At 72.6% G+C, this 14,127-nt stretch carries 11 protein-coding genes; 4 read left to right on the top strand and 7 right to left on the bottom strand.

Going from position 1 to position 14,127, the window contains the following annotated elements:
• Positions 1 to 28: 28 nt before the first annotated feature.
• From ACGFZW_RS07805 to ACGFZW_RS07790, 4 genes are all read right to left on the bottom strand, one after another.
• On the bottom strand, positions 29 to 1,273 hold the full coding sequence (locus ACGFZW_RS07805; protein WP_393892144.1) for an MFS transporter: 1,245 nt from the start codon (positions 1,271 to 1,273) through the stop codon (positions 29 to 31).
• Between the two features lie 221 nt (positions 1,274 to 1,494).
• Positions 1,495 to 2,415 carry an endonuclease/exonuclease/phosphatase family protein gene (locus ACGFZW_RS07800; RefSeq protein ID WP_393892371.1) on the bottom strand — a complete coding sequence of 307 codons (921 nt, stop codon included), beginning with the start codon at positions 2,413 to 2,415 and terminating at the stop codon, positions 1,495 to 1,497.
• Positions 2,416 to 2,773: 358 nt separating this feature from the next.
• On the bottom strand, positions 2,774 to 3,427 hold the full coding sequence (locus ACGFZW_RS07795) for a TetR/AcrR family transcriptional regulator (protein WP_393892143.1): 654 nt from the start codon (positions 3,425 to 3,427) through the stop codon (positions 2,774 to 2,776).
• Positions 3,424 to 5,037 (bottom strand): MFS transporter, encoded by a 1,614-nt coding sequence (locus ACGFZW_RS07790; RefSeq protein WP_393892142.1) that lies wholly within the window; start codon positions 5,035 to 5,037, stop codon positions 3,424 to 3,426. Before ACGFZW_RS07790 ends, ACGFZW_RS07795 begins: the two co-directional genes overlap by 4 nt.
• 153 nt (positions 5,038 to 5,190) lie before the next feature.
• Here ACGFZW_RS07790 and panB point away from each other — a divergent pair, with 153 nt between their 5' ends.
• The 3 genes from panB (at position 5,191) to ACGFZW_RS07775 (ending at position 8,187) form a co-directional block, all read left to right on the top strand.
• Positions 5,191 to 6,090, top strand: coding sequence for a 3-methyl-2-oxobutanoate hydroxymethyltransferase (panB, locus tag ACGFZW_RS07785; protein WP_393892141.1), 900 nt, complete (start codon positions 5,191 to 5,193; stop codon positions 6,088 to 6,090).
• A 223-nt stretch (positions 6,091 to 6,313) separates the two neighbouring features.
• On the top strand, positions 6,314 to 7,360 hold the full coding sequence (locus tag ACGFZW_RS07780) for an ATP-binding cassette domain-containing protein (protein ID WP_393892140.1): 1,047 nt from the start codon (positions 6,314 to 6,316) through the stop codon (positions 7,358 to 7,360).
• On the top strand, positions 7,357 to 8,187 hold the full coding sequence (locus tag ACGFZW_RS07775) for an ABC transporter permease (protein WP_393892139.1): 831 nt from the start codon (positions 7,357 to 7,359) through the stop codon (positions 8,185 to 8,187). Before ACGFZW_RS07780 ends, ACGFZW_RS07775 begins: the two co-directional genes overlap by 4 nt.
• Positions 8,188 to 8,369: 182 nt before the next feature.
• Here ACGFZW_RS07775 and ACGFZW_RS07770 read toward each other — a convergent pair whose 3' ends face one another.
• Positions 8,370 to 11,918, bottom strand: coding sequence for a BTAD domain-containing putative transcriptional regulator (locus ACGFZW_RS07770; RefSeq protein WP_393892138.1), 3,549 nt, complete (start codon positions 11,916 to 11,918; stop codon positions 8,370 to 8,372).
• A gap of 269 nt (positions 11,919 to 12,187) precedes the next feature.
• Between ACGFZW_RS07770 and ACGFZW_RS07765 the strand changes: the two genes are divergently transcribed.
• Entirely contained in the window at positions 12,188 to 12,994 is an 807-nt protein-coding gene (locus ACGFZW_RS07765) for a site-2 protease family protein (RefSeq protein ID WP_393892137.1), read from the top strand.
• A 43-nt stretch (positions 12,995 to 13,037) separates the two neighbouring features.
• Here the strand turns inward: ACGFZW_RS07765 and ACGFZW_RS07760 are convergent, their stop codons facing one another.
• Complete coding sequence (locus ACGFZW_RS07760; protein ID WP_393892136.1) at positions 13,038 to 13,265, bottom strand: hypothetical protein; 228 nt, start codon at positions 13,263 to 13,265, stop codon at positions 13,038 to 13,040.
• 110 nt (positions 13,266 to 13,375) lie between these two features.
• The gene (npdG, locus tag ACGFZW_RS07755; protein ID WP_393892135.1) at positions 13,376 to 14,116 is read right to left on the bottom strand and encodes an NADPH-dependent F420 reductase; all 741 of its coding nucleotides are present in this window, start codon (positions 14,114 to 14,116) and stop codon (positions 13,376 to 13,378) included.
• Positions 14,117 to 14,127: the final 11 nt, after the last annotated feature.

The following is a 14,127-nucleotide window of genomic DNA, read 5'->3' as shown; positions in this document are numbered from 1 at the left end:
GGTGTCCCCGCCGGCGCAGCGCCTGGGTTCAGCCGAGGCTCTTCGACGCCGCCGCGGTGTCGGTGTGCGCCCCGGCGTCCGTGGCGGCGTCCGCCTGCGCGCCGCGGGCCACGATCCGGGAGGAGTCCCGGGCGCCGCGGTCCAGGAGGCCGGCCGCGACGGCGACGATCAGGCCGACGGCCGCGAGCAGCGCGCCGACCAGCGTCGGGGAGGTCCAGCCCCAGCCCGCGGCCAGGGCCAGCCCGCCGACCCAGGCCCCGCCCGCGTTGGCGAGGTTGAAGGCGGACTGGTTGGAGGCGGCCGCCAGGGTCGGCGCCTGCTGGGCCTTGTTCATGACCAGCATCTGCAGCGGAGTGGTGGTCATGAAGCCGACGGCGCCGATCAGGACGACGGAGACCAGGGCCGCCCACTTCACCTCGGCGGTGAAGTGGAAGACGGCCAGGACGACGGTGAGCGCCGCCAACGACCCGTACAGGGTGGGCCGCAGCGCCCGGTCGGTCAGCGGGCCCGCGACGAGCGCACCGAGCGTCATCCCGATACCGAAGAGGGCGAGCACGACCGTCACCGAGGTCTCGGAGAAGCCGGTGACCTCGGTCATCATCGACGCGAGATAGCTGTAGACGGCGAAGATCCCGGCGAACCCGAAGACCGTGGTGAGCAGGCCGAGCAGCACCTGGCGGTTGCCCAGTGCGCGCAGCTCGCGGCCCAGGCCGGTGCGCTCGTCGGCCGGCAGCGGCGGGATCAACTTGGCCAGGGCGGCCATCGCGACGAGGCCGATGGCGGCCACGACGAGGAAGGTCGCGCGCCAGCCGAGGTGCTGGCCGAGCAGCGTCGCTGCGGGCACCCCGACGATGTTGGCGACGGTCAGACCGAGGAACATCGTGGCGACCGCGCGGGCCTGCCGGCCCTCGCGCACCAGCCGGGCGGCGACCACCGCACCGACGCCGAAGAACGCGCCGTGCGGGAGTCCGGCCAGCAGCCGGCCGGCGATCAGGGTGCCGAAGCCGGGGGCCAGCGAGGAGGCGAGGTTGCCGACCGTGAAGACCGCCATGAGCAGGACGAGCATCCGCTTGCGCGGGATGCGGGAGCCGAGGGCGGTCAGGAGCGGGGCGCCTATGACGACGCCGAGAGCATAGGCGGAGACGAGGTAGCCGGCGGTGGGCACGGAGGTGCCCAGATCCTCCGCGACGTTGGGCAGCAGGCCCATCATCACGAATTCCGTGGTGCCGATACCGAAGGCCGAGATCGCGAGAGCGAGCAGAGCCAAGGGCATGGAAAACCTTTCCAGGAACGAGGGGAAGCGCGCACGGTCGGGCATGCGGCCGCGAGGACAGTAAGTTCTCTAGCGGAACAAAGTCTCTCAGCCCAAGTATTCCATCCCGGGAACGGGACGTTACGAGCCGAAGTCGTACCGCCCCGCAACCGCTCCCCGGCCCCGCAGCGCACGCCGGATCCGGCCGCGGCACCTGCGGGGCACGCCGCCCCTCCCCCGGGTCAGACCTTGACCGACGCCGCGATCGGAAGGTGATCGCTGCCCGTGGCCGGCATCGTCCACGCCGCCACCGGATCCATCCCCTTCATCATGATCTGGTCGATCCTGGCCATCGCGAACCCGGCGGGCCAGCTGAAGCCGAACCCGTCGCCCGCCGCACCCTGCGCGGAGCGCATCTGCGAGGTGACCGGGGCCAGCGAGCGGTCGTTCATGGTGCCGTTCAGGTCACCGAGCAGCATCACCTTGCGCACCGGGTCGGCGGCGATCGCCTCGCCGAGCGCCCGGGCACTGCCGTCGCGCTGGTTGGCGGTGAAGCCCGCCTCGACCTTGACCCGCACCGACGGCAGATGCGCGACGTAGACGGCGAACTGTTGGCCGTCGGCCGCGGTGACGGTGGCGCGCAGCGCCCGGGTCCAGCCCATCTTGATGTCCACCGGCGCGGCATCGGCCAGCGGGCGCTTGCTCCAGATCCCGACCGTGCCCTCCACCGCGTGGTAGCGGAAGGTCTTGGCCAGCTCCCGCCGGTAGGTGGGCAGCGCGGCGGGAGTCAGCTCCTCCAGGGCCACCACGTCGGCGCCGGACGCCGCGACGTCCCGCGCGGTGGCGGCCGGATCGGAGTTGCCGGCGTCGACGTTGTGCGTGGCGACGGTGAGGTTGCCGCCGGTGGCCGACTTGTCGGTGAGGAGACCGCCGAAGAGATTGACCCAGGCGACGACCGGCAGCAGCAGGGCGACGAGCGCGGTCGCCGAGCGCCGCAGCACCGCGGCGATCAGCAGCAGCGGAACGCCGAGACCCAGCCACGGCAGGAAGGTCTCCAGCAGACTGCCCATGTTCCCCACGGCGTTGGGGATCTTGGCGTGCAGCACCATCAGCAGCCCGAGCAGCACGGCGAGCACCGCGAGCACGATGCCGCGCCGCCACATCCCTTCCGGACGCCACCAGTTCAGCAGGCGCCCGACGCGGGAACCGGTCCGATCGGGCCCCTGGCCCTGCCCCGGCTCCGTCATGTATGCCTGCGCCATTTCCGCTGTCCTCACTGCCTTGCTCCGGTGTGCCTCACCTGTGGTCTTCGACCCTAGGCGATGGTCCGTAACGCTTTTTCTTAGAAGTGAGGACGGTGGGGCGACGGGTAGGGGTTCCGGCCCGCGGGGCCCGGAGGGCGGCTGTGACAGAACGGGCACGGTCCCGTCATCTCCGGCCCGCCCGCGGGCGGCGCCACGCGGCCTTCGGCAGCGGGCGCCGGGTCTGCCCGGGCGTCAACACCGCACGCCCGGGCGGCCGTCAGCCGGCCGGCTCGGGACGTACGCCCTCCAGCACCATGTCGACGATCTCCTCGGCGAGACCGTCGGGAAGCTCCTTCCACTCGTGCAGGATGGCGCGGGCCAGCATCGGGCCGACGAAGAGGTCGGCGACCGTCTCGATGTCGTGGTCGGTGCGGATCTCGCCGTTCGCCATACCCCGCCGGAGCACGGCGAGCAGCGCCTCGTGGCGGGCCCGCACGACCGTCTCGTGGTATTCGGCCCACAGCTCCGGCTGGGCCTGCACATGGCTGACGACGGTGCGCAGCAGCGCGGAGTTGCGCTTGGCCAGGCCGCGCCGGCGCAGGAACTCCAGCAGGAGGATCAGGTCCTCGCGTACGGATAGACCGGCGGGCGGCGGGCTCGGCGTGTCCAGCGACCGCATGACGTCGAGCATCAGGGCGCTCTTGCCCGGCCAGCGGCGGTAGACGGTGGCCTTGCCCACACCGGCCTCGCGGGCGATGCCCTCCATCGACAACTCGCCGATGGAGGCGCCGTTCTCGATCAGGCGGAGCACGGCCTCGATGATGGCGGTGTCGGCCGCGGCGCTGCGCGGTCTGCCGCGGCGCTCGGGGGCCACCGGCCCCGTTCGCGCGTCCGGCGCCGCCGCCTCGGAGTCTCCCGCCGCCCGGCTCATCGTCGTGCGCCCGCCTTTCGCTCTTCCTGCGGCTCCGCCGCACGCGGCGCCGGTGCCATTTTGCCGGGCAGGAACGCCGCCACCACCACGGCGCCCACCAGCGCGGTCCCGGCGGAGCCGAGGGCGGTGACATGCATGGCGTGCACGAAGGCGTCCCGGGCGGCGCCGACCAGTTCCCGCCCGGCGGGGCCCATGCGGTCGGCGAGGCCGAGGGTCGCCTCGATGGACTCGCCGGCCGCGTGCCGGGCGGCGGCGGGGACGCCGGGCAGGTCGTCGAGCGTGCCCTGGATGCCGTTCCGGTAGGTGGTGGACAGCAGCGAGCCGAGGACGGCGACGCCGAGGGTGCCGCCGACCTGCCGGAAGGTGTTGTTCAGGGCGGAGCCGGAGCCGGCCTTCTCCCGGGGCAGGGACTGCATGATCGAGACGGTGACCGGCGGCATGATGTGCGCCATGCCGGTGCCCTGGATGAAGAACAGCACCTCCAGCACCCAAATGGGGGTGTCGGTGTCGAGCAGCAGCATGCCGGTCATGGTGACGGCGACCAGCAGCATGCCGACGGTGCACACGGCGCGGGCGCCGAAGCGGTCCACGACGTGCCGGGCCCGCGGCGAGAAGATCATCTGGGCGGCCGCCAGCGGCAGGATCAGCAGCCCGGCCTGGAGCGGGGTGTAGCCCCGCACGCTCTGGACGTAGAAGACGATGAAGAACGTGACGCCCATCAGCGCGAAGAAGACCAGGGCTATGGCGGCGACGGCCGCCGAGAACGCGGGCTTGCGGAAGTAGCCGATGTCGATGGACGGGTGATCGCTGTGCTTCTGGTGCAGCACGAAGCCGGTCAGCACGGCGAGGCCGCCCAGGGACGCCGCGAGCACCTGCGGGTCGGTGAAGTCGGCGAGCTGGCCGCCCCGGATGATCCCGTAGACCAGCAGCACCAGCCCGACGACGGACAGCAGGACGCCGACCGGGTCCAGTCGGCCCGGGCTCGGGTCCTTGGAGTCGGGCACCAGGAAGACCATCGCGACCAGCGCGATCAGCACGATCGGGACGTTGACGAGGAAGACCGAGCCCCACCAGAAGTGGTCGAGCAGCAGCCCGCCCGCTATCGGGCCGATGGCGATGGCCAGACCCACGCCGCCGGCCCAGATCCCGATCGCCCTGGGCTGCTCGTCCCGCTCGAAGACGTTCATCAAGATGGCGAGGGTGGCGGGCATGACGAAGGCGCCGCCCAGGCCCATCACGGCGCGGAAGGCCACCAGCTCGGCGGGCGAGCCGGCGACCGCGGCGAGGACCGAACCCGCGCCGAAGACCGCCAGGCCGAACAGCAGCACCTTCTTGCGCCCCAGTCGGTCGCCGAGGAGCCCGGCGGTGAAGAGCAGCCCCGCGAAGACGAGCGTGTAGGAGTTGATCGCCCACTCCAGCTCGCTCTGGGTGGCGCCCAGGCCGGTGGGGGCCGGGGTCGCGATCGTCTTCATGGCGACGTTGAGGATGGAGTTGTCCAGCACCACGATCAGCAGGCTGAGCATGAGGACGGAGAGGATCGCCCAGCGGCGACGGTGGACGTGTTCGGGGACGCGGCGTGAGGCGGTTTCGCCCGGCGTGGTGGTGGCCATGACACCACCATACGCCTTTACGATACGGGCCCGTCTCGTATCGGTGAAGACCGGTTCACGGCCCCCTTTCCCTCGCGCGCATCGCGTGCCAGCATGGAAGCGGTCCGGGGACGCCGTCAGGGCGCCTCGAGATGACGAACAGGAGCCGTCACCATGACGCAGCTTTCGCCTGCCCAGAAGCCGGCCGAGGGGTCCCCGTCCGCGCCGAAGCCCCCCACGGACAGCAGCAAGTCGCTGTACGGCGGTACGAGCTCGCGCCGCATCACGGTCCGTGACATCGCCGCGGCCAAGCAGCGCGGCGAGAAGTGGCCGATGCTCACCGCCTATGACGCCATGACCGCATCCGTCTTCGACGAGGCCGGGATCCCCGTCCTCCTCGTCGGTGACTCGATGGGCAACTGCCACCTCGGCTACGAATCCACCGTGCCGGTCACGATGGACGAGATCACCCTGCTTTCGGCCGCCGTCGTACGGGGCACCAAGCGCGCCCTGATCGTCGGCGACCTGCCCTTCGGCTCGTACCAGGAAGGCCCGGTCCAGGCCCTGCGCAACGCCACCCGGCTGGTCAAGGAAGCCGGCGTGGGCGCCGTCAAGCTGGAGGGCGGTGAACGCTCCGCGGAGCAGGTGGAGCTGCTGGTGTCGTCCGGCATCCCGGTGATGGCGCATGTCGGCCTGACCCCGCAGTCCGTCAACGCCTACGGCGGCTACCCGGTGCAGGGTCGCGGCGAGGAGGCCGCCCAGCAGCTGCTGCGGGACGCCAAGGCGGTCCAGGACGCCGGGGCGTTCGCCGTCGTCCTGGAAGCCGTACCGGCCGAGCTGGCCGCCGAGGTGACCCGCTCGCTGTACATCCCGACCGTCGGCATCGGCGCGGGCCTGGACTGCGACGCTCAGGTGCTCGTGTGGACCGACATGGCCGGTATCACCGCGGGCCGCGTGCCGCGCTTCGTCAAGCAGTACCTCCAGCTGCGGGAGCTGCTGGGCGGCGCGGCCAAGGCGTTCGCGGAGGACGTCGTCGGCGGCGCCTTCCCGGCCGAGGAGCACACCTTCCACTAGGCGGGAGCGGAGCCTCCGCCCACTGACGCCTGGGCCCTGTCCCCCCGGGGTCCAGGCCACGAACGGCGGCCGGAACGCAATCGTTCCGGCCGCCGTTCGCGTCGTCCGACCGTTCCGTGGGGGGCGTTCGGGGCGGGCGTCGGGCGCGGCGGCGGAGGCCCTGTCGGCGGCCTGTCGGTGGCTTGTCGGTGCGTTGTCAGTGGCGGCTGACATCTTTGGCGGCATGACGCGAAAGACGACGATAACCACCAAGGGCGGCAACGCCGTGGAGGTGCGCGGCCTGGTCAAGCACTTCGGCGACGTCAAGGCCGTCGACGGGGTGGACCTGGACGTGCGGGAAGGCACCGTACTCGGTGTGCTGGGCCCCAACGGCGCCGGCAAGACGACGCTCGTACGCTGCCTTTCCACCCTGCTCGTCCCGGACGCCGGCAGCGCCTTCGTGGCCGGCTACGACGTGGTGCGCCAGCCCCGCGCGCTGCGCCGCACGATCGGCCTGACCGGGCAGTACGCCTCGGTCGACGAGAAGCTCTCCGGCTGGGAGAACCTCTACATGATCGGGCGGCTGCTCGATCTGTCCCGCAAGGACGCCCGCCGGCGCGCGGACGAGATGCTGGAGCGGTTCTCGCTGACCGAAGCCGCCAAGCGGCCCGCCGCCAAGTACAGCGGTGGCATGCGCCGCCGTCTGGACCTCGCCGCCTCGATGATCGGGCAGCCGTCGGTGCTGTATCTGGACGAGCCCACCACCGGTCTGGACCCCCGCACCCGCAACGAGGTGTGGGAGGAGGTCCAGCGGATGGTCCGCGAGGGCGCGACCGTGCTGCTCACCACCCAGTACATGGAAGAGGCCGAGCAGTTGGCGAACGAGCTGACGGTCATCGACCGCGGCCGGGTGATCGCCGAGGGCAAGGTCGACGAGCTCAAGGCCAAGGTCGGCGGCCGCACCCTGCAGATCCGGCCGACGGACTCCGGCGAGCTGGACCGGATGGTCGGTGCCCTCGCGCAGTCCGGCCTGGACGGCATCGCCGGCGCCACCGCCGACCACGACGGGGGTGTGGTCAACGTACCGATCATCAGCGACGAGCAGCTGACCGCCGTGGTCAACCTGCTCGGGCAACGGGACTTCCGGCTCGCCGGGATCAGCACCCATCTGCCCAGCCTGGACGAGGTGTTCCTGGCCATCACCGGCCAGAAGACCTCCGAGTCCGAGGCCGAGGCCGGCACCGACGCCGGCGACACCCACGACCAGCAGTACGCGGAGGTATCGGCATGAGTGCCGCGACGATGACGGCGCCACGCATCAAGCCGGGCGCCGACGAGGGCCGGATCGGCGTCCGCGCCAACCTGCGGCACATCGGCGCGCTGGTGCGGCGCAACGCCCTGCAGATCAAGCAGGACCCGGAGTCGATGTTCGACGCCCTGCTGATGCCGGTCATCTTCATCCTGCTGTTCGTCTATGTCTTCGGCGGCGCCATCGCGGGCAAGGGCAACCAGCAGGACTACGTGCAGTATCTGGTGCCCGGCATGATGGCGATGATGGGCATGAACATCGCCATGGCGGTGGGCACGGGCGTCAACGAGGACTTCCGCAAGGGCGTCATGGACCGCTTCCGGACCATGCCCATCGCCCGGTCCTCGGTGCTGATAGCCAAGATCGTCGTCGAGGTCGGCCGGATGCTGATCGCCACCGCGATCCTGCTGGGCATGGGCTTCCTGCTGGGCCTGGAGATCAAGGGCGGCATCCTCGAATTCCTGGGCGCGATCGTGCTGTCCACGGCCTTCGGCGCCGCGCTGATGTGGATCTTCATCCTGCTGGGGCTCGCGATGAAGACCCCGCAGGCGGTGCAGGGCGTGGCGATGCTGGTGCTGATGCCGCTCCAGTTCGGCTCGTCGATCTTCGCGCCGACGAAGTCGATGCCCGGCTGGCTGGAGGGGTTCACCCAGGTCAACCCGCTCTCCAACCTGGCCGACGCGGCGCGTGCCCTGATCAACGGACAGGGAGCCGTCGCCCACCCCACCCTGGTCACCCTCGGCTGGGCGGTCGCCATCACGGCGGTGACCATGCCGCTGGCGGTCGCGAAGTTCCGCAACAAGACCTGAGCCCGCCCGCCCAGGCCGTGCCGTTCGGATCAACCCGGACCCCCGGGTGGTCCGAGAGGCGCGGCCCGGGCCCCGGGTGCTGCCGGCACCCGATCGGGCCGACTGCCCGGCGTGCTTCGCGCTCCTCCGCGCCGCCCTGGGCACCGCCCCAGGAGGCACCCGATGACCGCCCGTACGGCTGCCTAGATGAGGGCGGTGGCCTCTTCCAAGGAGAGACCACCGCCTTCGGCGTACGCACGGTCGTACTCCGCGTCGCCCAGCAGCGCCCGCGCGGTGACCTCGGTACGGACCCGGTCCGCGCGCACGCTCCTCGTCTGGGCGTGCGAGCGCCCCCGCAGAGCGTCGTACGCACCCAGCAGCCGGGCCGCGTCAGCCCCTCCGCCCTCCCCCCGGGCCGCCATCAACACGCGTGCCGCGGTGAGGAGTTGGATGACCGGGAGTTCCGGCGCGACGATCTTCGTCAGCATGTCCTGCACCAGGTCCATGGCCGCCCGGAACTCCGGCAGCAGTGCCTCGTCGGTCCGCCCCTCGTCGATGTCCAGCGAGAGCAGCGAGGATTCGATGATCCCGACGAACAGATCGGGGGCCCTCGGCCCCAGCAGATCGCGCACCGCGCGCAGTTCGCCGCGGGCCTCCGCGATACGCCCCGAGACACCCAGCCACATGGCGAGCGCCATCCGCGCGAAGGGGACGGTGTCACGCCCGCTGTGCCGGCCCTCGGCCAGCGCCAGTACGTCGCGCAGCATCCGCTCGCCGGCCTCGTCCTGGCCGTCCTCGATCAGCACGCCGCCCAGCCGGGTGCGCAGCATCAGGGTCTGGCCGTGCGCCCCCAGCTCCTCGGCGTGGACCATCGCGGCGCGGTAGTCCCGCGCGGCGAGCACGTACTCCCCCCGCTTCTCACGGGCCTCGCCACGGCCCGAGAGCGCCTCGGCCGCGCCCCACGCATCGCCGATCCGCAGGAAGATCCGCAGGGCCTCGTCGGCGTCCGCGGTCGCCATCTCCAGCCCGCCGGGGTGGTCGTTGAGAACCTTGGAGCGCAGCTGCAGGACGAACGCGAGCTCCCAGTCGTGGCCGAGGTCGCGGCAGGCTTCGATGGTGGTGTCGATCAGATGCGCCAACTGCTCGTAGTCCCCGTTGATCAGCACCGCGTAGTGCCACATGACGCCCGGCACCTTGCAGGTCTGCGGCATCCCGCTGCGGTAGGCGGCGAGGATACCCGTCAGCTCCTCCTGCATCTTGGGCTCCCGCAGCGCCTCGATGTCACTGTCGACGCTGGCGAGGGCGACCAGCCGGACCTCGCGGCGGGCCTCCTGGAGCTGTTCGGGGTCCATCGGCGGCGGTTTGTCGATGGGCCGCTCGGACAGATCGGGAGCGGGGGTGACGGGCGGCGCGAAGGGATTGGGGCCCAGCGCGGCGGCCGCCGCCGACCAGGAGTGGGCGTCGCTGCGATGGTCGCGCAGGAACCAGAACCACTGCAGGGACAGCACCAGGCACAGCGCCTCGTGCTCCTCGCCGGCGACGACGGCACGGCGCAGCGCCGTCCGCAGATTGTCGTGCTCCAGCTCCAGCCGCTCCATGCAGGGGCCCTGGCGTGGTCCGCGCAGCAACGGGTCGGTGGTGCGGGCCAGTTCGCGGTAGGAGACGAGGTGGCGCCGTTCCGCGTCGGCCCGCTCCGCCGCCTCGTCGAGCCGCTCGCCGGCGTACTCCCCGACGGTCTCCAGCAGCCGGTAGCGCATCTGTCCCCCGGGCGCGGGCGCCGCCACCACCAGCGACTTGTCGATCAGCGAACCGAGCAGCGACGCCACATCGCGGGCGTCGACGCCGTCGCCGGCGCAGACCTCTTCCGCGGCGGTCAGATCGCAGCCACCGGCGAAGACGGACAGCCGGCGCAGCACGGCGCGCTCGGACTCGTCGGTCAGGTCCCAGGACCAGTCGACCACCGCGCGCAGGGTCTGCTGCCGGGGCAGCAGGGTGCGGCTGCCGCTCGTCAGCAGCCGGAAACGGTCGTCGAGCCGGTCGGCCAGTTGCCGCGGGGAGAGCATCCGGAGGCGGGCCGCGGCGAGTTCGACGGCGAGCGGCAGGCCGTCCAGCCGCCGGCAGATCTCGGCGCACGCCGCCGGGTCGTCGTCGACGCGGAAACCGGGGCGGGCGGCGGCCCCGCGGTCGGCGAGCAGGCGCAGGGCGACCGGGTCGGGCAGCGGTCCGACGGGCCGCAGCACCTCGCCCGGTACGGCCAGCGGCTCGCGGCTCGTGGCCAGCACCGTCACGCCGGGGCATTCGGCGAGCAGCCGCTCGGCGAGGGCCGCTGCGGCCCCGATCACATGCTCGCAGTTGTCGAGCACCAGCAGCATCCGGCGGCCCGCGCAGTGCTCGGCGAGGCGGGCCAGCGGATCCAGGGCGGTCGGGTCGGTGGCGGCCCGTAGGCCCTCCGCTGTGGTGCCGCGGACGACGGTCTCCCGGGCACCGAGTGCGGTGAGCACCGCCTCGGCCACGGTCTGCGGATCGTCCACCGGCGCGAGCTCGGCGAGCCAGACGCCGTGCGGCCATGCGTCGGGGGCGACGGCCGCGGCGGCTTCCGCGCCCTCCTGCGACAGCCTGGTCTTCCCCGCGCCGCCGGGACCCAGCAGGGTCACCAGCCGGTGTGCGGCGAGGTCCGCGCGGATCGCGGCGAGGTCCGCTTCGCGGCCGACGAAGGAGGTCTGCCGGGCCCGGAGGTTGCCGGGACGGAACGGGGCACGGGGGTCCAGGGCGGGAGCCGGGCGGGATGCGCCGTGGTCGGCCGGGTCCGGGCCTGCCGGGTCCGCGACCGGGTCGTAGGCGGTGGGGCCGTGCGCGGACTCGTACGCGGCCGGGGCGAAGGCAGAGGGACCGTACGGGGGCCGGTGAGCGGCAGTGCCCGCCCCCGGCGCTTCGGCGTCCGGCCCTGCGCCGTTACCCGGGCCGGCGGCCGCGGCCTGCCCCGGAGCGTGCCGTCGGCCCGGCGGCGGGCCCAGCAGCTCGGCGTGCAGGGCGCGGAGCTCCGGGCCGGGATCGGCGCCCAGGCGCCCGGCGAGGTCGCTGCGTATGTCCTCGTAGGCGGCGAGCGCCTCGGCCGTGCGGCCGGCGTCGCGCAGCGCGCGCAGCCGCAGGGCCTGGAGCGGCTCGTCCAGCGGATGGTCCTGGCACAGGGCGGCGAGGGTGGGCAGGGCGTGGCCGGCCCGGCCGAGGGCCAGGTCGGCGGCGAGCCGGGTGCGGCGGGCGTCCAGCCGGCGGCTCTCGACGCGAGCTGCCTCCACGCTCGCGTCGGGGAGGTCGGCCAGGGCGGGGCCGCGCCAGAGTGCCAGCGCCTCGTCGAGGAGGGCGGCGGCACGGGCCGGATCGGCGGCCAGCGCCAGGCCGCCCTCCGCCGCGAGCCGTTCGAAACGGTGCAGGTCCACGGCCTCGGGCTCGGCGCACAGGCGGTAGCCGCCGTCGACCGAGGCGACCGCGGTGTGACCGAGGGCTCGACGGAGCCTGCCGACCAGGGCCTGCAGCGCGCCGGCCGCGTCCGCGGGCGGGTCCATGCCCCAGACGTCGGCGATCAGGACGCTCGTGGTCAGCGCCCGCCCCGGCCGCAGCGCGAGGGCGGCGAGCAGGGCGCGCAGACGTGCGCCGCCGAGGGCGACGGGGGTGCCGTCGGCCCGGCCGGCCTGGGTGGTGCCGAGAATTCCGTAGCGCACCGTGCCATTGTCGTTCACCGCCGCGCCGCTCACGCTGCGCTCACACCCCTCGCGTCCCTGGGAAAACCGTGAATGAGCGATTCCGAGGCCGCGCCTGCCGGTAAGGGCCGACTGCGGACCCGCTCATCCACAGGGCGGCGACCGCCCCCGGAAATCGGCCCGGGGTCCACCTTGCCCGGAACCCGTCGGGCCCCGCGCTTCGTTTTCCGCAGGAGTTGACCGAAGAGGAACCGTGCGCCGGTCGCCACCGCGCGGTTACGGTCATGGCTGTCCACCCCGAGACCTCCAGGAGCTTTCGCACCATGACCACAGCAATCGCGCGCGCCGACCGCCGCGTCAGCCCGGTCTTTCTGGCGCTCGTCGCCGTGATGGCGGTGTCGGGGTGGGCCGTCTGGAGCGAGCAGCTCGCGGGCAGCACCGGCTTCGCCGTCTTCCTGTTCGTGGTGTCGGGCTGGGTGGTGTCCCTCTGCCTGCACGAATACGCCCACGCCCGCACCGCGCTGCACAGCGGCGACATCTCGGTCGGCGCCAAGGGCTATCTGACGCTGAACCCCGTGAAGTACACCCACGCTCTGCTCAGCATCGTGCTGCCGGTGATCTTCGTGATCATGGGCGGGATCGGCCTGCCGGGCGGCGCCGTGTTCATCGAGCACGGCCGGATCCGGGGGCGCTGGCGGCACAGCCTGATCTCGGCGGCCGGCCCGCTGACGAACATCCTCTTCGCGGCAGTGGTCTCCGCCCCGTTCTGGCTGGATCAGCTCGACGGCGTCCCGGACCCGTTCCGCTACGCACTCGCCTTCCTCGCCCTGCTCCAGGTGACCGCGGCGATCTTGAACTTCGTGCCGGTCCCGGGCCTGGACGGCTACGGCGTGATCGAGCCCTGGCTCTCCCACAACCTGCGGCGCCAGGTGGAGCCCTTCGCGCCGTTCGGGCTCCTCGCGGTCTTCGGGCTCCTGTGGGTACCGGAGATCAACGACGTCTTCTTCGACCTGGTCCACGCCGTCCTGCGCGCACTGGGCGTGACCGACTGGGACAGCTACTGGGGCCTGGAGTTCTTCCGGTTCTGGCAGGGCGAGCCGCAGATCCCGCCGGTCAGCGGCATCGGCTGAGCGGGGGCGCACGGCCCGGCCCGCGTCCCGGGCCCGCGTCTCCTCAGGCGGAGGGCGCGGGCTCTTCCGCGCGGACCGCGCGCTCCAGCTTGGCCTTGCGGAAGTAGAACCACGCCATGTTGCTGGAGATGCCGGCCATCAGGATCCAGACGACGCCGAGCCAGCTGCCCTGGGCGAAGGAGACAACGGCCGCGGCGACGGCGAGGACGCACAGCGCGACGGCCCAGAGGGCGAGTCGCGGGACCGGGCGGGTCGAGGGCGCGGAGGGCATGGAGGTCGGCTCCTGTCGGGAGTGGTGCGGTCCTCCCCAGTGTCCCCCATGCCCGTACGTGCCCCGCGCGGGGCACGTACGGCGACGGCTGCCGCCCGGTGCGCCCCGGCTCAGACGTCCGTGACGCGCAGCCCCGCGTGCGCCTTGTAGCGGCGGTTGACCGAGATCAGGTTGGCGACCAGCGACTCGACCTGGTGGGCGTTGCGCAGCCGGCCGGCGAAGACGCCGCGCATCCCGGGGATGCGCGCGGCCAGCGCCTGCACGAGGTCGGTGTCCGCGCGGGCCTCGCCCAGCACCATCACGTCGGTGTCGATCTCCGCGATCTCCGGGTCCTGCAGCAGCACCGCGGACAGGTGGTGGAAGGCGGCGGTCACCCGCGACTCGGGGAGCAGAGCCGCGGCCTGCTCGGCGGCGCTGCCCTCCTCCGGCTTGATCGCGAAGGCGCCCTTGCGGTCGAAGCCGAGCGGGTTGACGCAGTCGACGACGAGCTTGCCGGTCAGCTCCTCGCGCAGGGCTTCCAGGGTCTTGGCGTGGCCGTCCCAGGGCACGGCCACGATCACGACATCGCTGCGCCGGGCGCATTCGGCGTTGTCCGCGCCCTCGACACCCAGGCTGCTCAGCTGGGGGTCCGCCGCCGCGGCCTGCGCGCGCTCGGCGGCCCGGGAGCCGATGATCACCTTCTGGCCTGCCTTGGCGAACCGGTAGGCCAGGCCGCGGCCCTGGTCGCCGGTGCCGCCGAGGACGCCGACCACGAGGCCGGAGACGTCCGGGAGGTCCCACGGGTCGCGCTTGAGGGCGGCCTTCGCGCGGGTGGCGGCGTTCGGGGACTGCGCATCGTCAGGAGTAGTCATGACAGCGATAC

This window comes from Streptomyces sp. NPDC048248 (assembly GCF_043201875.1).
Lineage (GTDB): Bacteria > Actinomycetota > Actinomycetes > Streptomycetales > Streptomycetaceae > Streptomyces.
This window is presented reverse-complemented; position numbering and strand designations above follow the sequence as displayed.

Excerpts from the sequence above, each read along its gene's own strand:
- npdG (WP_393892135.1), bottom strand. The coding sequence starts at position 14,116 with ATGACTACTCCTGACGATGCGCAGTCCCCGAACGCCGCCACCCGCGCG.
- ACGFZW_RS07795 (WP_393892143.1), bottom strand. The coding sequence starts at position 3,427 with ATGAGCCGGGCGGCGGGAGACTCCGAGGCGGCGGCGCCGGACGCGCGA.
- ACGFZW_RS07765 (WP_393892137.1), top strand. The coding sequence starts at position 12,188 with ATGACCACAGCAATCGCGCGCGCCGACCGCCGCGTCAGCCCGGTCTTT.
- ACGFZW_RS07760 (WP_393892136.1), bottom strand. The coding sequence starts at position 13,265 with ATGCCCTCCGCGCCCTCGACCCGCCCGGTCCCGCGACTCGCCCTCTGG.
- ACGFZW_RS07780 (WP_393892140.1), top strand. The coding sequence starts at position 6,314 with ATGACGCGAAAGACGACGATAACCACCAAGGGCGGCAACGCCGTGGAG.
- ACGFZW_RS07805 (WP_393892144.1), bottom strand. The coding sequence starts at position 1,273 with ATGCCCTTGGCTCTGCTCGCTCTCGCGATCTCGGCCTTCGGTATCGGC.
- panB (WP_393892141.1), top strand. The coding sequence starts at position 5,191 with ATGACGCAGCTTTCGCCTGCCCAGAAGCCGGCCGAGGGGTCCCCGTCC.
- ACGFZW_RS07800 (WP_393892371.1), bottom strand. The coding sequence starts at position 2,415 with ATGTGGCGGCGCGGCATCGTGCTCGCGGTGCTCGCCGTGCTGCTCGGG.
- ACGFZW_RS07775 (WP_393892139.1), top strand. The coding sequence starts at position 7,357 with ATGAGTGCCGCGACGATGACGGCGCCACGCATCAAGCCGGGCGCCGAC.
- ACGFZW_RS07790 (WP_393892142.1), bottom strand. The coding sequence starts at position 5,037 with ATGGCCACCACCACGCCGGGCGAAACCGCCTCACGCCGCGTCCCCGAA.